Genomic DNA, 22,465 nt, shown 5'->3' on the forward strand with positions numbered 1-22,465 from the left:
ATGAAAAAGAGCCCCGCCTGAGATAGCGGGGCTTTGTATTACCCCAAGGAGAGGAATGTTGATTATGGTTCTTCGTCGGTTTATGAAAAGGCTGTCAATTTTACAAGCTGTGTTGATGTTTTTTGGCTTGTTGCAATTTTTTCTTCCAATTCAACATGCACAAGCAGCGGTTCAGGAGTTTCCGATTTCCTTGCAATTAAATAACTTGGATTCGACAACGAATCTACCAGGTGATATTAAAGGCACATCAGATCTTGCAGTCGTCAATAATTCCGATCCTCAGTATATAAAGGAGGGAACGGGCTCCAAGAAGTGGTTGCTGGCTTTTAATAATGGAGCTGATGTTCCAGGTTCGGCATTGATCTATCCTAAATCGGCGTCTGATGTTAATTTAAACGAATACAACACTATGAAAATATGGGCCTATTCGATCAAAGCGCGGACTGGTGATCAAGCTGATAAACCGATTCAGTTGCGATTTTTTATGAAAGGAGATACGAGTAATTATTATTATTACAGAGTCCTTCTAGACTGGACGGGATGGAGAGAAATTGAAGTTCCTCTCAGCGTTGTGAAAACACAGAAGAGTATCGCAACCTTAGATAATTGGGGTCCGTTAGATTATGTGCGTTTCGATCAAGCAGCTATCGCTAACACGACACTGGACTTTGGATTGCAGATTTACTTGGATGATCTCCGATTAACGAAAACGGCAGCGGTTCATCCTGCCACAGTAGATAAACCCTCAGGTGAATACGCAAATAAAGTGACAGTTGCATTATCTAGCTTGTCAACTCCGGTCGTACTCACGAAGTTGTACTATAAGCGTGTAGGGATTGATAGTAATTTTCAACTCTATACAACTCCGCTTGAATTTACATCCAATGGCGAACAGACAGCGAATGTAACATTGTTAACAAAATCATCCATAAATAACGTGGAGAGTGAAGAAAGCACATATCAGTACTCGGTTTTTTATCGAGATTATGTGGAAACGGTCAATCCTAGTATACCGGCAGGACTATATGCTGAAGCGAAAACAATTACCTTATCTTCCCCAACGGCAGGTGCTGCGATTTATTATAAAATCGAAGGCGTGGATGCGTCCTACAAGCCATACAGCACACCGATTCTGATTGATCGTACGCAGACAGTGACGACAAAGGCTGAGTTTGAGGGTAAGGTTAGCGAAGAAAAGAGTTATAGTTATACGATTGACTTGTCCGGTAGCTCCAGCACGCCACTTGGCAATATGGAGACGTTTGCAGGGTGGACGAATACGACGGCAACGGAAGAAATTCCCCCTATTCTCGGAGCGAAATCGGGGAAATGGACCGACCCAACAGCGCCCATTAATATTGCCGGACTTAAAGGGGCACCATGGAAGCAGAATGACACTATTGAATTTTGGTTGTATTCGGATAAAATTTCGAATAAGACGATATATTTTATTTTAGAATGTAATGTTCCAACGCCTGGCTTCGACTATTTAATGTCTACGTTTAAAGTGGATTGGATGGGTTGGAAGAAGGTTGAAATACCGTTTAACACCATGCTGAACTCCACGAAATTAGCAGATTTGGCGAATTTCAACCAAATTATTATTCATCCAGATTGGTACACTTTAAACGTGATGGATCCGACAGATAAGTTGTATTGGGATGGTTTTGCCCTTACTAAGAACGTAGTAGAGCCTTCTATTAGACAAATTGATAAGAGTACGCTGCCTGACAGCACTTTAAACTACACGTTTACGCTCAAAAACATTAGTGATGTAGATTCTGCTTATCAAATTACACCGAAAACAACGTTTGGCGCAGGATACGATGTAACTTATACGGCCACAACGCCAGTTGTTGCAAAAGGTGCGGAAACAGATGTGAATATTCAAGTCAAAGTACCAGCTAGTGCGCAAGCTGGAGACATCAAAAGTGCTAGTTTTGCCGTAAAGCCACTTGCAGGTGGTAAAGAAATTACAATTAATTTGAATGCAAAAGTTGGAGCACCTCGTGTTGCGACGAAGCAACATCCCTATATTATTGTGTCACCGACTCAATTGGCAGATGCTAAAGCTAAGATAGCGAATTTGGGCTGGGCCAAGGATTACTTAGACGCGATTAAAGTCAAAGCAGACAGTTGGCTAAACAAGACGGTTAACTATCCTTCCAAACCAGCTGGCGAAATTTCGACATATGCGTGTGGGGATGCAGCGCTTATTTTCAATTATGATAAGCCTCATGAACACCTCTGCCCGACAGATAACACGTATCGCACAGGAGATGTCTTAGATGCGGGATGGCGTTTCACAGCAAATACGCTTAATATCGAAGCTGCGCGCAATCTGGCGATAACTTACGCTTTAAGCGGTGATGTGAGATATGCCAAGAAAGCCAAAGAGATACTATTAAATTACGCAGAATTGTATCCGAGCTATTCGAAACAAGCTCAGAACGGAAAGCTGTACTATCAGTCATTGGACGAAGCCGTTCAAATGATTCAGCTTGTTCAAGCCTATGATTTACTCGAGCCGAGCGGCGAATTTAGTGCAGCTGAGACATATAACATTGAACAGAATTTATTTGCTTCCTCTGCAAAGACACTGCAAGCCACTGATCTTGGCAAATCAAACTGGCAAACGTGGCATAATGCCGCAATTGGTGCTGTTGGAGCTGCATTGGAAGATAAAACGATTATGGATTTCTCGGTCTCCGGGAAAAGCGGGTTCAATTTCCAAATGACGAATAGCGTACTGCCAGACGGCTTCTGGTATGAGGGAGCTATTGGCTATCACTTCTATGCGCAGAATGCCCTGTTTTTCCATGCACAAGCATTAAAGAATAGCGGTTATGATTTATACAGGAATGCGAATTTTAAGAAGACATTTGATGTAACGTTAGCGTATGCCTTCCCTGATCTTGGTATTATTAACAGCAATGATTCTGGTAAATATCCGACCAATTTAGGAGCCACAGGCAGAGTTGTGCCAATAGATTATGAAGGTGTGTATGCACAATACAGTGATTCTAATTATGGGACGTTGCTAAGTATTCTTTATAATGACCGAGCTCGGGCTAGAGGTGGCTTTATTGTGCCAGGTAATACGAGTTCAGGTATTGCTGGTGAACAGGCTGTGTTATACGGAAAGACGACGATCCCAAGTGGAGGCACATTGCCTTCTGAAAGCATTAATTTTACTGGACTTGGACATTCCGTTTTGCGTGCGGGTAGTGGCGACGAGCAGAATTTCGCGCTCGTTGATTACGGTGTGCATGGCGGCTATCACGGCCATCCGGATAAGTTGCACCTGGAAATATTCGGCAAAGGCGAGCGTTTAGCACCGGACCTTGGTATCCCTCCGTACAGTAACTCTATGTACACTTCTTATTATAAAACGACATTCTCACACAACACCGTCATGGTCGACGGCGACATGCAAGCGATTCCAACTGTGAACAATGTGGAAGTGTATGAACCGACGAAGTTATTCATGCAATCTGAACCGTTCAATATTATGACGAACACTTCTAGTAAAGCGTATACGGGCATGAATCGCTATGAGCGCACCGTGGCTGTGACGAAGGATTACATGATTGATCTGTTTAGTCTAGAATCAGCAACTAGACGTCAGTATGATTGGATTATGCATGGGATAGGCTCATTTACACCTGGAACGACAATGGGCGCTTTTACGGGTCCGCTAGGTACGAAGGATTCAACTTCATTCTTCCGTAATGGCACATCGAAGGAGTTAACCGGTAATTGGGAAGGTGCTTGGAACACGGTAAATGGCAATGGATTAAAGCTATTTAGCTTAACGAGTTCCCCAAGTGTAGCCTCTACAATGATCGTCGGCGAAGCACCTGGTCCAGGTACTGATACATCTATCTATACACCAACAGTGGTCAATCGGGTATATGGCAATAATGCACAATTTGTGAGTGTACTGGAGCCATTTAAAGGTACAAGTAATATTGAGAACGTGCGTAGAACAGATGCAACACACATTGTAGTGGATCTGAAAGATGGGCGTAAACAATTATTTTATGCTAATAGTGAAAAAGAGGTAGTTGGGCAGTTGCAGTATTATTTTGTTGATGGTCAGCAGCAAATGACAGAGAATGTGAATGTCACAGCTAGTGTGAGTGCGAATGAATTGCAGCTGACAATGGTTGAACTGTCAGGTAATAGCAGTGTGACGACAGTTACGTATGCGCCAACAACAACGAAAGTGCTTTGGAACGGCAGCGAAGTAGCATTTACAAAGAATAATGGGTTTGTAATGGTGAGTGTCGAACGACTAACGCCACCAGTGTTAGCAGCCGATGTGACGTCGAACGATACATTGCGACTAATTGACATTACATTCCCCGAGGATGCGGCATGGAGAAGTGCCATTACGACTGTGAAAGATGGGGCAACAACGTTGTCACCGACGAATTATACAATTGAATCAGGAAAGATTACGATACATGCAGGTGTGTTGAGCGAGGGCAGTCATACGCTAACGATTCAAGCATCGAATTATCAGGATGCTGTGGTTACACAAGTGGTCACGTTAGGTGTTCCGTTAAGCAGCGATGCTTTACTTGCTAATTTGGCGGTAGATCAAGGTTCCATAACATTCGATCCTGCGATACCGTCCTATAGCGTGAACGTTCCGAACAGCGTTAGCAGTCTCAATCTGACTGTAAGCAAAGCGAATCATAAACAGACACTCACCGTTACGGGGGCGACGTATAGCTCAGTTTCGGGCAACGTGTACTTGTACATGGTAGGCGACTTGCACGTAGGAGCTAACCTTGTCGCCATTAACGTCACTGCGGAAGATGGTAATGCCATAAATACCTATCAACTTACGGTGAATCGAGATGAACCTGCACCCGTATTGAGTAACAATGCCGACTTGAGCGGAATCACATTATCATCCGGCGTCATTTCACCTGCATTTACAGCGGGGACGACGTCGTATAGCTCGCTAGTAGGTTATCAGGTATCGCGTGTATCGGTAACGGCAAGTGTGTATGACAGTCATGCGACGATGACGGTGAATGACGTTTCAACGCCAAGGGGTCAAGCGAGCGGGTTCGCTAACTTACAAGTAGGTGCTAATCTAATTACAATCGTGGTGACTGCACAGAACGGCAGTACTAAAACGTATACAGTTACCGTAACACGTGAGGCAGATAGTGATAGTTACACGCTTTCTCCAACTTCTAATAACCTGCCAGTTACCTCAAAAGATGGTACGTTAACATTGCCAGTAGGTAAGACGGGCGAGGTTAGTTTGAAAAATGAGGTGAAGATTACAATTCCGGCTGATGCTTCGGCTAAAGAACTGACGGTTACCATCGGCAAAGTGTTGGATACGCAAAAGTTGATCTCACAGCGTGAGGTATTAGCAAGTCCAATATTTGAAATTTTGAAAAATTTCTCTGAGAACTTCAGCAAGCCAATCACACTGACGTTTACTTTTGATCTTTCGAGTGTGAAAGCTGACCAGAAGGCAGTCGTGTTCTATTTTGACGAAGCGAAAAAGGTATGGGTCGAGATCCCAGGCGGCAAAGTAAATGGGGATCAGATCACCGTCGATGTGGACCATTTTACGAAGTTTGCGGTTTTCGCTGTGAACCAAACAGCAAAGCTTAGTGATATCGCTGGCCACTGGGCAGAGCTGGATATCCGAGCTACGCTAAAAGCGGGTATTGTCCATGGCTATGAGGATAGCACATTTAGGCCGAATCAGTTCGTGTCCCGGGCAGAATTCGTCGTTATGCTGACAAACGGGCTGTATGCGAACGCGAAGCCAGAGCAACTGCCGACGTACACGGATGCCAGTGCCATCGGCGATTGGGCTAAACAAGCGATTGCGCTAGCCGCTAAATTCAAGCTAGTGCAAGGCTATGAGGACGGCAGCTTCCGTCCTGCTGAGCAATTGACCCGGGCACAACTCACCGTTGTGCTGGCGAACGCGCTTGGCGCTGCGTCTGCAGGAGCTGGCGGTTCCGCAGTGACCTTCGCGGATGCTGCTGACATCCCTGCGTGGGCCTCCGATGCCGTAGGCATCGTGGCAAAAGCAGGAGTGATGCAAGGCTACGCAGCGAACCGCTTCGGGCCAATGGGCACGGTTTCCCGTGCTGAGGCGATCACGGTGATTAATCGCATGCTGCAAAAGCAACCGCAGAAATAACAGTAAACCCGAAAGATGGACGCTGGAATATCAGCGTGTGTCTCTCGGGTTTTGTTTGTTCAGTAGTTTGGAATTGCCGAACTAATTTCATTGTCAGCGCCAGCAATTCGTGATTAGTCATAAAACGCCGAACTAAATGGCCTAAATCCACCCGCACGCGAGAAAAAAGGGCAAATAGTTCGGCAAATCCGAACTACTTGCCCGTTCTCGAGCAGAATCCTTGATATAGTTCGGAAAAATCGAACTATATCAAGATCCTTCCTTTTTTCACTCACTAACTAATACAGCTTCGTAATCTTCCACCAATTGATATCAAACCCACCGGTCGCCGCATATATGCCGAACTGGTGTGTGCCTGCCGGGATCTGAACCTGATGCGAGACGGTACGGTACGTCGAAAAACTGCCCGTATTCGGCACATCGATCTGACCTAATACGGTCGCGCCAGCATTCAGATCCAAGGAAATCTTTCCACCATTGTTCGGCGATGCGACGCGATATTCAACTAAATAGGTACCCGCCGTAGGGATATTCACATTGGTAAAAGCGATCCAATCGGTGCTGTCGATGCCGCCGACATTTTGTCCGCCACCTGTATCCGGGGTGGTTTCAGTGATGACACCGCTCATGGCGTTATAACTTTCCGCTTGGAATGTGCGGTTATAGCAGCCGCCTACAGCGAGCTCGCAGATTTCTGCTTTGTTCGTGGACACTTTCAGATCATCGTACCAGATGTAAGAGTCGTTTTGCGGAGCGAAGGCAGAAGTAGCGCCGCCGAAGAAGGAGGAGAAGTATGCTTTGTCAACCAAATCCGAGTTGCGTACGAAGCGAAGGCCAGTGATGTTGGCTGCGGAGATACCGTTATACCAAATTTGAATCTCCCCATCGGGATTCGCATTCCCTGCAGTAACGGTGTTGACCTTCAGACGTTGTACGATGTTCACCCATGTGCCTTTGGGGTAATAAATATCGACGCCGTTATTTTTCAGAATCGCATAGTCCCCGTATTGACCGGCATTGCCCATATGATAGTAATAAATGGCAGCCTGCCCGCCGGAACGCCAGATCATCCGTGAGCTAAACCCATTGTAGCCGGTACATTCCTGCCCGCCAGAGCAAGCAGCGCCGCCTGCGAGACCAAGTCCTAGCTTGCCGGCATTTTCAGTCGAACCCCAGCTGAAATCGCTGCTAAAGCGAACCCAATAGGACAAGTAGTATTCCTGACCAGGTGTAACGGTAAACGGCGCTTGTGCCCCCGAGTTTTGCGGGTCGATCTGCCCTTGCGGATAGAACACGCGAAGAGACTGGCCGCCGGAGTGGTTAAAGTTATAGCCGTCGATCCAAGTTCGGGTGCTCATCCCGAGATCCCAAGGGGCACTCCAACCATCAACTCCCCATTGTGCTAATGTGTAAGCGCTTCCTCTTGCGGGCCGCTCAAACGTATTTACTTTCGGCGCAGCATAAGCAACCACCGTTCCCATCGTCATGAAGAACACGAGGACAAGCAGTAATACTTTCTTTTTCATAACATACCTCCAGTTTAAAAGATAGATGCCTTGTTTCGGAATGAATGGCTTGCGTCTGCAAAGGATTCATGCTGATCTTTGGCTTTTGTGAACGCAACGTTGCGGCTTTCATCACCTTCTTTCTTCCTAAAGAATTGCTATACCACGCAGATCTGCCAACTTTTTTTAAAAAAAGGAGCTGAAATCATCTGCTTATTTCCATTGTAGGCGCCCGCAGGGAAATGAACTATTGTCTGTATTTCGAAAAATAGCCATCCTTATGCCTCTAAGGAGGAACAAGGTTATCACTTTTTAAGAAAATTGATGATAATCGGGATTGTATGGCGGGGGCATGTTAAAATAAAAACAAATGACATTATTAGGAGGCACTATGGATCCCATTCGCTTGTTACAACACGAAGATTTTAACGACAGTCTCGCCTTGTCAGAGTTCGCATTTCAACAATCGTTATCGCCAGAGGAGCGAGAAACACGCTTAGCGGTTATGAAGAATGAGGAGATTTGGGGATTTTTTGACGAAAATCGATTAGCCGCCAAGTTAATGGTTATAAATTTGAATACTTGGATTAATGGCCAATTGTTTCAGATGGGCGGCATCGCTTCGGTTGCGACTTGGCCTGAATATCGCCGTCAGGGTATGGTCGGCCAACTGCTGTCCCATTCGCTGAATGTTATGAAGGATGCTGGGCAAGTCTTATCCTTTCTAGCGCCGTTTTCCTTTCCCTTTTATCGTAAATACGGCTGGGAAGGTTATAGCGACTATTTGCGTTACGAGATTGCAGCCAACCAACTTCCCAAGCCTGAGGTTGCTGAAGGAAGCCTACTACGACGGATCGAAGCGGACGCAGCGGTGCTGAATCCGATTTACGAGGCGTATGCGCAGCGTTTTAACGGGATGCTCGTTCGGACTGAGGTTTGGTGGAGGCGAGTGTTCAGTAGGAAGCAAGGAATCGTCACGTTGTATCTGAATCCTGCTGGCGAGCCGGAAGGCTATATCATTTATCAGGTGAAAGAACGCGTACTCACGGTTCATGAAATGGTTCCCCTCACAGATGATGCTCATCGTGCGCTTTGGGGGCTCATCGCCAATCACGATTCCATGATCGAGAAAGTGGTGTGTCAGGCGCCTGTTGGCGACCTGCTGCCTTCTATGCTGGCGGATCCGCGAATTAAGCAGGAGGTTGTGCCTTATTTTATGGCACGAATCGTCGATGCGGAGGCGTTTTTACGGTTGTATCCTTTTCCGGCAGTTGCAGACGGAGCTGTAGGGGACAAGCCCTTGTATCTTCAGCTACGTGATCAACATGCGGAATGGAATAACGGAACTTTTCGAGTGCAACCGGGGAATGTCGAGGGGAACGATGTACGCAAGCTAGATGAAGCGGAAGCGGGACAGGATGTTATTTCGTGCGATATCCAGACGCTAGCGGCACTGTTGATGGGTTACAAGCGAGCGTCCCTGTTGCAACGCATCGGCCGCTTGAATGGCGACGCAGCCGAGATCGCGAGATTGGAGCGTTTCATTCCGGAGAGAACCACGTATCTGACGGATTTCTTTTAAATTGAAAAGAGGCAGGGATCTCGGGATCCGTGCCTTTTTTTGTTAGTTAAATGTTTCCAAATTAAGAAGTCTTGTAATATAATCTATTAATCTTGGGAAATAAAGGAGTGTACGATCGTTGTTAAATCAAAGATATCGTTTTACTGCTATTCTTCTTCTTATAGTAATGCTGCTTTCGCTACCTAGAATGGTCATAGCGTCTGAACTACCGAATGGGGATAATTCCATTCCCGTACTTCTAAATGAGGAAGCGATTCATTTTGAAGTACAACCGTTTATTGAAGAGGGTACAACAATGGTACCATTCCGCTCTATTTTTGAAAAACTTGGATTATCTGTTAACTGGGACGGGGAGTCGCAGACAATAATAGGCTATTCAAACGATTTAGAAATTACACTTCAAATTGGAAGTACGACAGTAATTGTAGATGGCATAACAAAAAAGTTATCTATGGCACCGAAAATTAAAGATGGAAGTACATTTGTCCCATTAAGGTTTATTGGAGAATCTAGTGGAAAGTTGGTTTACTGGGATGCCAGCAAACGTACCGTACTTATAAGGGATGGACTATCTGATTATTTGGAGAATACGCTCTACGAAACAAGCAAGAATCTGACTTATGTCGGGAATAAAAAAGATGGCCTTGCTTCAGTCTATTCGGATGGAAAACTCATTTTTGAAGGTGAATTTAAAGACTATAAAATAAACGGAACAGGTACTCTGTATTGGCAAGGTGGGCAGAAGTTCTATGTAGGTCAATGGTTGAATGGCCATATGAATGGCATTGGAAGTTTCTATAATGAATTCGGTACTCTACTGTACGATCAAGTAAAGATGACGGACAACATAATAGGTGGGAATGGGACGATTTATCTCGGAAGTGGTTGGGTCTATAAAGGCGAAATTGTTAATGGAGTTGCCACAGGAACTGGGAAATATTACGACCCAAGCGGAGCGCTTGTTTTTGAAGGGGAATTTGAGAATTTTGTACTCGAAGGTCAAGGGAAGATGTACTATCCTGACGGAACGATCCGTTATGTAGGGGAATTCCATCATAATTTGGCCAATGGTGAGGGTATCCAATACAATGAGGACGGCAGTATTAAATTCAAAGGAATATTCAATGAGGGCAATCCTCAAATTGATAAAGCAGCAACACAAGAAATCGGAATCAATTTCTCTGCTGAACCGCCAGCGTTGGATAGCTCTGTTGCAACGGCGAATGTTGCTTTTACAATGATCAATGCGTTCAATGAGGGCCTGTATCGTCTTGACAAAGATGGGAAAGTGCAACTGGGGCTTGCAAAAGACATGCCGAAAATAACAAATAACGGCCATACTTACACAATTACATTGCGAGACGCGACTTGGAGCGATGGTACACCGGTGAGAGCTGCTGATTTCGTAAATGCTTGGAAACGTACTCTTGATCCAGCTACCAGAGCTCAATATAGTTTTCTGCTTGAAAGAATCCAAGGCGGCGAAGCTGTAACGAAAGCTAGAACCCCTGAAGCGGTGAAGGAAGCAAAAGACAAACTTGGATTAAAAGCAATTGATGATTATACGCTTGAAATTAATTTGGAACGTCCTGTAACGTACTTTACTAGCCTGCTCGCATTCCCGATTTTCTTTCCGCAAAAGGCCGATTTCATAGCAGTTCAAAGTGATCGATATGGTGCTGACGCTGATAAAGTCATTGGCGCAGGTCCATTCAAGCTAGTTAAATGGATTCATGGTCAAACACTCAAGTTTGTGAAAAACGAGAATTATTGGGATGCACAGCATGTAAAGTTGAACAAGTTCACTGTATACATTTTAAAAGATGGATCCATAGGTTTCAATTTGTATGAATCGAACATAGCGGATGTTTCCGAGCTCGGTACTACCTATTTGAAACTATACGAAGGGAAGCCAGATCTCGTATTGAAGCCAGAACTGACTACATCGTATCTAATGTTCCAAGAGAAGAAATTCCCGGCTTTCGCTAATGCAAAAATTCGCCAAGCTCTGACCATGGCCATTGATCGTGAAGCGTTAATGAAAAAAGTTTTAACGAATGGTTCCGTACCATCAACAGGTATTGTACCGAACGGGACATTGGACGGTAACAATCAAATGTTCCGTGCAGTTGCGGGGAATATACCAGAGCTGAAGTTCGATGCAGCGAAAGCGAAGGTACTACTTGCAGAAGGCCTGCAAGAGCTAGGATTGACTTCACTGCCGTTATTCAAGCTAACTGCGGACGATACGATAACAGCAGTAAAAATACTTGAATTTATTCAAGCAGAATGGAAATTTAATCTGGGTATAGAAATAATTCCGGATCCTGTACCGCACGCGATACGAATTGATAATAATAGCAATCATGACTTTGACGCTGTCGTTTCGTTATGGGGCGCTGATTACAACGATCCGATGACGTTTTTAGATATGTGGGAGACGGGAGGCGACTTCAACGAAGTTGATTGGTCTAACACGCAATATGATGAACTTCTAAATTCTGCTCGCAATGAAATGGATCCAGAAACACGTTCGAAGATGCTTGTTGAAGCTGAAAAGATTTTGATGAAGGAAATGCCGATTGGTCCGCTATATTTTCGCAACCGTATTTATGTTAGAAAGCCGTACGTAGAAGGTATATTTTTCCCATCATTTGGCGTAGAGTGGGAGTTGAAATGGGCTAGCGTGAAATAAGGAGTCGAATGGGCTGCCGCGAGGTAGCCCATCGTTCGATTTACTTGATAAGTAAGACTTCTCCATTTAGTATAATTAATACCTAAGTTTAACCACGTGGAGGCGAAATAATATTGCTTGTAGGGGAAATTAGTGAAATAACTCGCTATCCTGTTAAATCTTTTGCTGGAGAAAATTTGGAAGCTTGCATAATGGATACTTACGGGTTGTACGGTGATCGGATTTGCGCATTCTATGATGAAACAAAAGAAGGTTGGAATCGTTATATCACTGCTAGAGATATACCTAATATGATCGGTTATACAGCCAAACTAGTTGATAACGAAGTAAGTGTTACATCGCCAAACGGAGAAGTGTTTAGTTGGAATGAAGTTCTTTTAAATGAAATTCAAAGATATTCCAGTAGGAAACTATCAATGGCGGACTATAAAGCACCGAACCCTGAAGACCCCGACCTTATGTCTGTTGACGTTGCTAGTATTCTTCTTATTACGGATTCCTCGTTACGCAGACTCGAATCGATATGGGGAAAGAAATTAGATAAACGGAGGTTTAGAGCTAACATTGTAGTGTCATTAAATGAAAACACAATTGATGAAACTTCTTGGATAGGAAAGAAATTATCTTTTGGAGATTCAGAATTAATGGTTGAATCTAGTTGTGAGCGGTGTTTAATAATTACACTTAATCCTGAAACGTTTGAACGGGATGCCACTCTGCTAAAGACAGTTAATGAGCAAATGGATTTATGTTTTGGCTTATATGCATCTGTTATCAAGCCAGGGCAATTTCGTGTTGGTCAGAAAGTGTATCTAAATGATAATTAGGGAGTGGCCCGCCTCACGGCAGCTGCTCCTTTTTTATTAAATCCTTCATGGTGTTACGCTGAGAAATCGCAGAAATATTGTAGAAATTAGGTTAAGACCTAAAAAAAACACTCCAACAGCTAAAGTTATTCCATAGTCTGGAATTATCTGTATGGATTAAGATGAGATCAACATAATTTGATAACGCTTACAAAGATAAACTTATGGGATGAGGGATTTCTATGAGAAAGCGAAATTGGATGGCCAGTACAATGGCGGTTGTATTAAGCATTGGTGTAATCGGTTGCTCGAATGCTACTGACACGAGCAAGCCGACTGACACGAAGCCTGCAGAATCGGCTAAGCCCGCAGCAGAGACGCCGAAGGCGCAGCAAGGTCCAACGAAGTTTAGTATCTCGATGCGTACGCTTAACTTTGATTATGTAGAAAAAGCGGCAAACTTGAACGATGACAAATGGGTGAAAGAACTTGAGAAAAAGACGAATACCGACCTTGATATTCAATTGGTCCCTCATGCCGAATTTGAAAAGAAAATGGTCCAAATGTTTGCCACAGGCGACATTCCAGACGTTGTGCAAGCAGGTGCCGGCACGAGCGGGAAAGAGCTAGCAGGCTCCGTACAAGCAGGTGTATTCTTAGAGCTGAACGATCTGATTAAGCAGCATGCGCCGAATTTAATGAAGCTTATTCCGCAAGCGGCTTGGGATGAAGTAACGCTGGGTGGCAAAATCTATGCGATTCCGGAATTTATTTCTCAGCCATCCCGCAGAGCGACGTGGGTACGTGAAGATTTGATGAAGAAGGCTGGTATTACGAAGGATCCGAAAACGGTTGACGAATATCTCGAAATGCTGCGCGCCTTCAAGAAGATTGGCGTCGAGCATCCGTTTATGGGACGTCAAGATTTTAAATACGCCGATATCTTCTTCGGTTCTTACGATGTATATCCGTATTCGAGCCAATATGAAGTCGTTGATGGCAAAGTTCAGCCGAAATTTTTCGATACCGAGAATATGCAAAAAGCTTTGACAACGTATAAAACGATGTTTGACGAAGGGTTGATCAACAAAGAATTTGCAACGATCAATCCGACAAATTTCAAAAATCTTATTTTGGCTGGTAAAGCAGGCATGTGGGAAATGAATGCTCAGGAGCTCATTCAATGGGAAACACAATTGAAGGCAACTGTGCCTGATGCGAAAATTAAAATTATTCCTTCCCCAGTAGGAACAGACAGCAAGGGCGGTGGTTACCTATACTCCTCTGGTGCGCGTGCATACTTTATTAACTCCAAAATCAACAAAGATAAAATTCCGGGCATTTTGAAGTTCTTTGAATGGCAAGTATCGGAAGAAGCGGACAAATGGTTCGACACGACATTGCCGATTAATCCGAAAACGGATGCGGAAGTTTCCGAGCAACGCTATTTGAGCGGATTCCTGCATATGGTGAAGGATGATGCGTACCGTAAGCAAATTTTGAATGCAACCCCGGAAGGTCAATCATTACTCAAAACGTTTGAAACGATTTTGCCGAATGAAGGACGTGGAGGTCTTGAGTTCGATACAGCTCTTCCTGCAATGGTGAAAAATCCGGATATTGCCTCTTTGTCTGATACGGCAGCTCCAGTGCTGATTGGGCACATGGTCAAAATGGTGTATGGCAAAGAGCCGATCTCGGATTGGCCGAAGGTCATCGAAGAGTGGAAGAGTAAAGGCGGTAACGATGCATTGAAGGAAGCGAATGATGTATACCAAAAGAAAAACGGTTACAAGCTGCGCGGTCCAGAAGCGCAAAAGTGGAAGCAATAACTACCTAATGAGGCAGCCACCGTGAAAACAAGTGGCTGCCTCATTAGCTTCTCATCACTCCACCAACTTCACATCAACAATCACTTCCAGATCCTGCGCCCCCGATCCGCGATAGACGCCTTTAACTGGCACGATGTCGTTGTAGTCTCGCCCATGTCCGAGCTTGATATACCGCCAATTGACTTCGCAATTGTTGGTCGGATCATACCCGAACCAGCCTGCGCCTGGAATCAGGCATTCCACCCATGCGTGGGAGGCTTGCGTGAAGTCGGCGCTGCCCCCTTGCAAATCGCCTACGAAGTGGTACCCGCTCACGTATCTGGCGGGGATTCCTTTTTCACGGCAGATGGTGATCATGAAATGAGAGTAGTCCTGACAAACACCGCGCCGCAGCTGCAGCGTTTCGCCTACCGTTGTTTGGACGGAGGTGGCGGACACGTCGTAAGTGAAATCGCGGTTTATGGTCGTATAGATAGTCTTGAGTAGATCGTATAATGGTACTCCATCATCCGCGATGGCATCTGCATATACCTTGAGCTCCGGGGTTAGACCGGTGTAGCTTGTCGGCAATAAGTATTCGGCATACTCATTCTGGAAGTCATCGCCGTATCTAGCCGCTTTCTCCTCATAGGGAGAGCTGATGGAATCTAGTTTGTTATCATTTTCATGCGTGACGACGGTGGATACCATCTTAATAGTTAGCTCGCGATGGAGCTTGTTAACGGTAAAAGCATGTACGCGATTATGAAAATAATCCGAATAAGTAAAGAAGGCCGACACAGGCTCCGTTGTGATCGTATGATGATAACAGGATTGCCGATTGTCCGTTAACGGCGTGAGCCGAACCTCATTGACACTGTCCTGCGCAGAGTCGGTGTACGAATAGCGAGTAATGTGTGTGATCTCCAGCTTTTTCATGCGATAACCTCCTCCCGAGAGGGAAAAAAGACCTTTGACATTTTAGCGCCCATCCCATTGCAGGAGTCGAGTAATGTGTGTAGTGTCGTTTCTAATTTGCCAGATTTCAAATCTTCCTCATCCATGCAGGCTAAATTCGCTCTTACTTTCCCAGCTAGTTTGGCTAATTTATGCACGGCGTTGTTAAGCTCGGGATCATCTAATTGAATTCCCTTGAACGAGCGTTCCAAAGCATGGATAGAGAAGGCGACAGAACGTGGGAAGGTCTCATTTAATAGCAAAAATTTGATGATGTTCGTCAGATTTACCGTGTCCGCATATTCTTTTCGATACGATTCGTATCCACTTACCGATTTCAAAACCGCAAGCATCAGCGGATAGGACGAGAAGTCATCCTTGGCATATTCGGAACAGAGAGACTGAATTAAGCGAAGTAAATTCTCTGCCCGTTCTAGATAGCGCCCAGCCTCGACGAAATGCCACTCATTCTGACGAGGCATGACCGAAGTTGCCGCGCCTTGAAACATGGATAGCGTGTCACGAATAAAGCGATAGAACAGATGAGGCGAATCATTCGTGATATCGCGGACTTCTTTTTCTTTTAGCCACAAATAGAGTCCATTCAAAATATCCCACAACTCGGAAGGCATTTTCTCCCGAATATTTCGTAGATTAGCACGTGCGTGGTTTGTGCAGGCGAGTAGCGAGTTGGCATTATTTTTATCAAGTGTAATGTATTGAAGCACATGCTGCTCGGTGAAACTGCCGTACTGCTCGATAAAAACAGAGCGATCCCCGATGGTATCAATAAGCCTGCTCCAGGATTGACTGCCGCTGGCCTCTCTGTCCTCACGGATATGATAATACACATCGATCAGCCTAGCGTGATTCTCCGTTCTTTCCGAATACCTACCGATCCAGAATAAAGCTTCCGCTGTTCGTCCCATCATTACCATATCCCTTAGCCTCCATTCAAATTGTAAGTCGTGTTTAGCGAACAACCCACGTATCTTTACATCCTCCGCCTTGCGAAGAATTTACCACGAGAGAGCCTTCTTTCAACGCAACACGCGTGAGTCCACCTGGAATGACTTGAATGTCTTCACCTGCAATGACAAAAGCTCGCAAATCAATGTGCCTAGCAGTCATCTGACCATCCATCATGACAGGAGCTCTGGATAATTGAATGGTTGGTTGTGCGATATAGCGATCAGGGTTAGCGATGATTTTGAGCCGGAAATCAGCGATTTCACTCTCAGAAGCGGAAGGTCCAATCAGCATGCCGTAGCCGCCTGACAGGGAGGTTTCTTTGACAACCATTTCGTGCAAATGCGCCAGAACATGCTCACGCTCATCAGGACGGGAAAGAATATATGTCGGTACATTGTTTAAAACGGGTTCTTCATTTAAATAGTAACGAATCATATCGGGTACGTAGGCGTAGATGGCTTTGTCATCGGCTACACCTGTACCTGGGGCGTTTACGATGTTGATATTACCCGCGCGATAAGCGTTCATTATGCCAGCCACACCAAGCATGGAGTTCGGATCGAAAGCAAGTGGATCCAAGAAATCATCATCGATCCGGCGGTAGAGAACATCGATTTGGCGAAGCCCTTTGATACCACGAATATACACTTTATGGTCGATAACCACGAGATCGTGCCCTTCAACGAGCTCTAATCCCATTTGCTGAGCAAGGAATGTGTGCTCGAAATAGGCGGAGTTATAGCAGCCAGGTGTCAACAAACCGATAACAGGATCTGACTTACCAGAAGGACTCAACTTGCGAAGTGCAGTTAAAAATACATTTAAGCTATGCTCGATATCTTGAATGGAATGACTGAATACGAGTTCAGGGAATAAATGCGTCATAATCGATCTGCTTTTATATAAGTAAGAGAAGCCAGAAGGCGAACGGAGATTATCTTCAAGAACGAAATATTCACCATGTTCATCTCGAATCAAGTCAATACCAGAGGCTGTCACGTAGACATCATTTGGAATCGAAAGGCGCATCATCTCAGGTCGGAAATAACAATTCGAAAGCACCATTTTCCTAGGAATAATTCCATCTTTGAGAATAGCCTGATCATGATAAATATCTTTGAGAAACAGATTAAGGGCCTTAACCCGCTGCTTGAGCCCTCGCTCGAGCTTCATCCATTCATCCTGCGGAATAATCCTAGGGATTGGATCGAAAGGGAGTGTGCGTTCAAGGGCCTCCGTCTGATCAGGACTGTAAAGGGTAAAAGTAATCCCTTCTTCCATCATCCTTTTCATCGTAGCGGTCTGGCGCTTGTTTAAATGACCTGTCTTCATCGACATGAATTGAAGAAATGTACTTTGGTAATGAGGACGAACCGAGTAAGCGTTCATAAACATCTCATCAAAAAAAGGACGAGGATCATAAGGGGTAGTGACCAGATTCTCAGGTTTGGACATCGCAGCTCCCTGGTTTCATCATTATGCTTTCGGAAGCTACAAGAAGCTAAGGGCCCGAAGCAGAAACCAGGCCTCCTTTCTGATCTAAGTTCTTTTTGTTAGATAAAATAACATTTGAATAGCTGGCGTGAGGTGCTTTTTCTTATATTGTAGATTTTTCAGAAAATTATGTCAATATAACTAACAGCTAAAAATACTGACATTCCTCATGAAATTTTTGTGAATGTTCGGAAATTTACTAGAGTTTTCAGTTATTTATCTTGCTTTACTATGAAAATCACTATAAAATTGTCGGATAAGTGAATGTTAAATAAAGTCACAGTACATGTGATAAAGGGGTGTTGGATATGTTTGATTGGCTGGGATTTAAGAAGGGGCTGCCTTTATGGTGGTCTTACCGCCTGAATCGTCATATCAAGGAAGATGTGGAGCATATTTTTGAAGGCATTGCTCACACAAGGACGGAAATTTTACGTGGCTGGGCCCTTGCTTACTGGTCCAATTTGGATCGGTTGCTGGAACAGTTACAATTATCAGGAACGGAATGGTTAACGGAGCCCGTTTCGAAGGATTCTTCTGTAGTAGGAAGAATGCTGGCCGCGACGCTGAAGAGTGGTGCAGATTTCTCTGAGGTATTCATTTTGAATGAGAAAGCTTCTGTCGTATACTCCACACATCAAGCTCATATAGGAAGATCTTATGCGGGAGGCGGTGTACTGGGGAAAGGGCTGGAGGAATCACGCAAAGGTGTGAAATGCCTATTCGGACCGTTCTCTGACCCGCTTACATTGCAAATCGGACCGAGCACCTCACCCTTCCATGATGCGATGACGATTGCTTTTATTGCACCTATGATGGAACGTGGGGAATGGAAAGGAGCGGTTTGCGGCCGTGTGCCAAACGATGTGCTGGGAGATTTGATTCAACGGGAATCAGGGCATGTGTATCCAGACTCAGGCGATAATTATTTATTCATGGCGAAGCCTGTGTTAAATAAACAGATTATTCCTGGAACAGCCTTATCGCGAAGTCGATTCGAAGATTTGACCTTTACCCATGGGGATAATTTAAAAGATGGCGTTCGCACTGATTTTGGTATCGTTGGTGTCAAAGCGCACACGGAGTTGGAACTTGTTTTTACGGATCCTGCGACAGGACAACTGCATCCAGGCGTTGCGGGAACCATTGCTAAGGGAAATAATCTATTCGTTGAATACCCAGGTTATTCCGATTATCGTCATATATCAGTTATTGGAAAAGGTGTAACCTTCCAGCTGCCTCATTGCCCCGACGTATGGGGGATGATGTGCGAAGGAGATTTGGAAGAAGTGTATCGCATACGTTCGATTGATTGGAAAATGTTCAGTCTACAAATGAGATTTATTGCACTTTACATACTGCTATCCGCAGGCGGCTTCTGGTTGTTAAATGGGCATGTATCCAATGTTGTCGGCGCTGCTATTATGGCAGGTGTCAGTCTTTTCTTCGGCGTGATTGGCGCAAGCTTGATTAGGCGCAGGGGGAGTAAGCCAATTGCCAGGCAGCTTGCACAGATCAATAAATTTATCCGAATTAACGCAGAGGGAAAAGGGGATTTAACACAGCGTCTGAAGGTGGATGAATTTGCTGGCGATGAGACACGGGACTTGGCCAAATGGATCAATAATATGATCGATTCTTTGGAAGGTATTATGCTGCAGGTGAAGCAAGCGGCAGCGGAGGTTCAGGTTAGCCAAGAACGGATGAACGACTCGACGGGTTCTACCGAGCAATCAACAGGACGTATGAGTACGAAAATCCATGATATGATTCGCTCACTGCGTGGTCAGCTGAAGGACATTGATGTCGCAAAGGATGTGACATTAAATATGAGCGGAACGCTACGCGAGCTGGAGATGAAAGCATCTGAGCAGATCGCCGTCGCGCAAGACGAGGTTGAACGGATCGGTCAGAAGATGACGGATATTTCGGCGAAGGTGGAAGAAACGAATCAAACGATCCAAACCTTTTTGCATACAACGCAAGAAATTCCGAAGCTGTTGAAAGTCATTGAAGAAATTTCTGCACAGACGAATTTACTTTCTTTGAATGCTTCCATTGAAGCCGCGCGTGTGGGTGAGCATGGCAAAGGCTTTGCCGTTGTTGCTGGTGAGATTCGCAAGTTAGCGGATTTGACCAAGAAATCAACCACAGAGATCAATGAGACGATCGAACATATTGAACGACATGCGAATGAAGCTTTCATTTCCATGGAAGAAGGCACGAAGGTCGTTCTTGAAGGGACACAGATTGTGGCTGCGGCGTCTGAAATTCTTAGCTCGGCCAATGCGCACGATACGATGAAAACCCAGGTGGTGGAAGAAGTTGTTGCACTCATGGAGAAGATTGCAGCAGTGAGCAAAGAGAACCGTCTCATCTCTGCAGAGGTTGAGCAGACGGTGAAGGAGCTGCTGCAGGACATGCATCATGTGCGTCAAACCACAGGTGATGTGGGCGCAATCACACATTCCATGCTGCTGCTTGTAAATCAGTTTCATTTGACGGAAAGCCGAATTCGATAGGAAGGAATATTAGCCTTCTTTCGCATGATAACAGCCCCATGCCGCATACAATGATAATGCGGTATGGGGTTTTTGCTGTGCGTGAGGGTGTTTCTGGGGACGAGGTTTGGTTACATACGAAGCAAGTTTCCAAGAGAAACTTTAAGCTGATGCTTACGAAGAAAGTTTTCTTATGAAAACTCGGAGGAGGATGTCGAATGAGTGACCGTTTGAGCATTCAAACGAATCGGGCAAATAATGTGAATCCTAGTGAATTTAGAATGCTAGCCCAGCGTTTGAAGGAGGAGCATGTGCAAATGCGTGAGCAGCTCTCCGATATTCGAACGTTAGCTGCAGCTTTGTACACCCTTGATGATTGCTCAATTGGAATGTGTCGTCTGATCGAACTTCAGGACGGCATTCTATCCTTGGTGGAGGAGTTGGAGCAGCATTCGGAATGGGAAGAGCAAGTCTTATTCCCGAGCCTGCAAACTTATTTACATCCGACGATGGCTATCTCGGTGTCGCGGTCCATGCATGTGTTGGAGCAGGATCATGATTTGGCCAAAAAAGTCGTACAGTCATACGTCAACGGTGTCAATGCCATGAGCGTCCCAATCGATATGGACTTCGTTCATGTCATGGCCTCTGAACTGCTGACAGCCTGTCTCATTCTGCTGAAGCATTTCACATTGGAGGAGGAGCTTGTCTACCCCTTAATTGATCGAATTATGGATGGGATAGAGGATCAGACTGGCTAGAGGCAGGCACGCTTGCATTCGCAGCCACTTGTAGAGTTAACTGTAAAACTTAAAGCTAATTCGGGCCGATTCGCCCGATTTAAGCGAATAACTGTAAAAACTCCAGCCAAATTCAGCCCTTTGACCGCTTATCGCGAAAAAGGGTGAAATTTAACTGGAGTTTTTCCATGTAAATGGCTTGTTCAGCTGATCCTTGCGAATTTAGCTGTAGGTTTTCCAGCTAAACGCGACTGGTGGCGTTTAGGCTCCTATGCCTCCAACGAACTCAACGTCTTCTCCTCGCATTCCTTGGAACAGAAGCTGTCATGCTCCTCTTCACAAGCCTCGCAGCACACATGTTTCAAGTGACAAAGGTCGTTCGCACAGTTAATATAGCGATCCTCTGCGGTGCCGCAGTGATAACATTTACCGACAACGATGTCCTCGTCAGTTCGGTTAATCGGTACGGAGATGCGCTCATCGAATACATAGCACTTCCCGTCGAATAAACGACCTTGGACCTCTTCGTCTTTGCCGTAGGTGACGATCCCACCATCGAGCTGATACACGTCGGTGAAGCCTTCGTTGATCAAGAAACCAGATAATTTCTCACAACGGATGCCGCCCGTGCAGTAAGTAAGAATGGGTTTGTTTTTAAACTCCTGCAGATTGTTGCGAATCCACTCCGGGAATTCCTTGGTCGTCTCGACTTCGGGGCGAATCGCACCACGGAAATGTCCGATATCATACTCATAATGATTACGGCCATCGAGGACAATGACATCTTCATTTTGGAGCTTCTCATAAAATTCCTTCGGCTTCAAATGCGTCCCTGTCAGCTCATTCGGATTCACGTCTTCTTCAAGACGGAAGGTAACCAGTTCCTTCTTCGGACGGACAAACAGCTTTTTGAAGGCATGTCCTTCGTGCTCGTCGATCTTGTAAACCATATCTTTAAACAATGGCATGAGATTCATCATGGCCATGTAGGCTTCCGTTTGCTCTACGGTCCCGGAAAGAGTACCGTTAATCCCTTCAGGAGCAATCAGAATGCGTCCTTTTACACCGAGCTTTTTGCAATAAGCCAGATGTTCTCGCGCCAATGCTTCATGATCAGCTAAAGCAACGAATTTATAGTACAACAAGATGCGATATGGAGCGCCATGTTCAGTCATAACAATTTAACCACCTATACGTATAAAATGACACGCTCTT

12 protein-coding genes are annotated in these 22,465 nt (G+C 45.1%); 7 read left to right on the forward strand and 5 right to left on the reverse strand.

Annotated features, from left to right (window positions below):
• The first annotated feature begins 64 nt into the window (after positions 1-64).
• Positions 65-6,187, forward strand: coding sequence for an S-layer homology domain-containing protein (locus tag AC58QT_RS18785; protein WP_497410353.1), 6,123 nt, complete (start codon positions 65-67; stop codon positions 6,185-6,187).
• A gap of 278 nt (positions 6,188-6,465) precedes the next feature.
• On the opposite strand, the gene AC58QT_RS18790 is transcribed toward AC58QT_RS18785, so the two are convergent.
• Positions 6,466-7,713, reverse strand: a complete 1,248-nt coding sequence (locus AC58QT_RS18790; RefSeq protein WP_497410354.1) for a carbohydrate-binding protein — start codon at positions 7,711-7,713, stop codon at positions 6,466-6,468.
• 370 nt (positions 7,714-8,083) lie between these two features.
• On the opposite strand from AC58QT_RS18790, the gene AC58QT_RS18795 reads away from it, so the two are divergent.
• The 4 genes from AC58QT_RS18795 (at position 8,084) to AC58QT_RS18810 (ending at position 14,607) form a co-directional block, all read left to right on the forward strand.
• Entirely contained in the window at positions 8,084-9,274 is a 1,191-nt protein-coding gene (locus AC58QT_RS18795) for a GNAT family N-acetyltransferase (protein WP_497410355.1), read from the forward strand.
• Positions 9,275-9,392: 118 nt separating this feature from the next.
• Positions 9,393-11,969, forward strand: coding sequence for an ABC transporter substrate-binding protein (locus tag AC58QT_RS18800; protein ID WP_497410356.1), 2,577 nt, complete (start codon positions 9,393-9,395; stop codon positions 11,967-11,969).
• Between the two features lie 113 nt (positions 11,970-12,082).
• Complete coding sequence (locus AC58QT_RS18805; protein WP_497410357.1) at positions 12,083-12,796, forward strand: MOSC domain-containing protein; 714 nt, start codon at positions 12,083-12,085, stop codon at positions 12,794-12,796.
• Positions 12,797-13,017: 221 nt separating this feature from the next.
• Positions 13,018-14,607 (forward strand): extracellular solute-binding protein, encoded by a 1,590-nt coding sequence (locus AC58QT_RS18810; RefSeq protein ID WP_497410358.1) that lies wholly within the window; start codon positions 13,018-13,020, stop codon positions 14,605-14,607.
• Positions 14,608-14,661: 54 nt separating this feature from the next.
• Here AC58QT_RS18810 and AC58QT_RS18815 read toward each other — a convergent pair whose 3' ends face one another.
• From AC58QT_RS18815 to AC58QT_RS18825, 3 genes are read right to left on the reverse strand one after another with little or no spacing between them, the layout of a single operon-like run.
• Complete coding sequence (locus AC58QT_RS18815; protein WP_497410359.1) at positions 14,662-15,525, reverse strand: transglutaminase family protein; 864 nt, start codon at positions 15,523-15,525, stop codon at positions 14,662-14,664.
• The gene (locus tag AC58QT_RS18820; protein ID WP_497410360.1) at positions 15,522-16,481 is read right to left on the reverse strand and encodes an alpha-E domain-containing protein; all 960 of its coding nucleotides are present in this window, start codon (positions 16,479-16,481) and stop codon (positions 15,522-15,524) included. Before AC58QT_RS18820 ends, AC58QT_RS18815 begins: the two co-directional genes overlap by 4 nt.
• 34 nt (positions 16,482-16,515) lie before the next feature.
• A complete protein-coding gene (locus AC58QT_RS18825) occupies positions 16,516-17,970 on the reverse strand; it encodes a circularly permuted type 2 ATP-grasp protein (RefSeq protein WP_497410361.1) in 1,455 nt (484 codons plus the stop codon).
• A 347-nt stretch (positions 17,971-18,317) separates the two neighbouring features.
• Here AC58QT_RS18825 and AC58QT_RS18830 point away from each other — a divergent pair, with 347 nt between their 5' ends.
• Both AC58QT_RS18830 and AC58QT_RS18835 read left to right on the forward strand, forming a co-directional pair.
• Positions 18,318-20,531: a methyl-accepting chemotaxis protein gene (locus tag AC58QT_RS18830; protein ID WP_497410362.1), complete on the forward strand. Its 2,214-nt coding sequence runs from the start codon at positions 18,318-18,320 to the stop codon at positions 20,529-20,531.
• A 197-nt stretch (positions 20,532-20,728) separates the two neighbouring features.
• Positions 20,729-21,271 (forward strand): hemerythrin domain-containing protein, encoded by a 543-nt coding sequence (locus AC58QT_RS18835; protein WP_310500527.1) that lies wholly within the window; start codon positions 20,729-20,731, stop codon positions 21,269-21,271.
• A 248-nt stretch (positions 21,272-21,519) separates the two neighbouring features.
• On the opposite strand, the gene trhO is transcribed toward AC58QT_RS18835, so the two are convergent.
• Entirely contained in the window at positions 21,520-22,425 is a 906-nt protein-coding gene (gene trhO, locus AC58QT_RS18840; RefSeq protein WP_497410363.1) for an oxygen-dependent tRNA uridine(34) hydroxylase TrhO, read from the reverse strand.
• Positions 22,426-22,465 lie beyond the last annotated feature (40 nt).

It is taken from the genome of Paenibacillus sp. J31R109 (assembly GCF_059692055.1).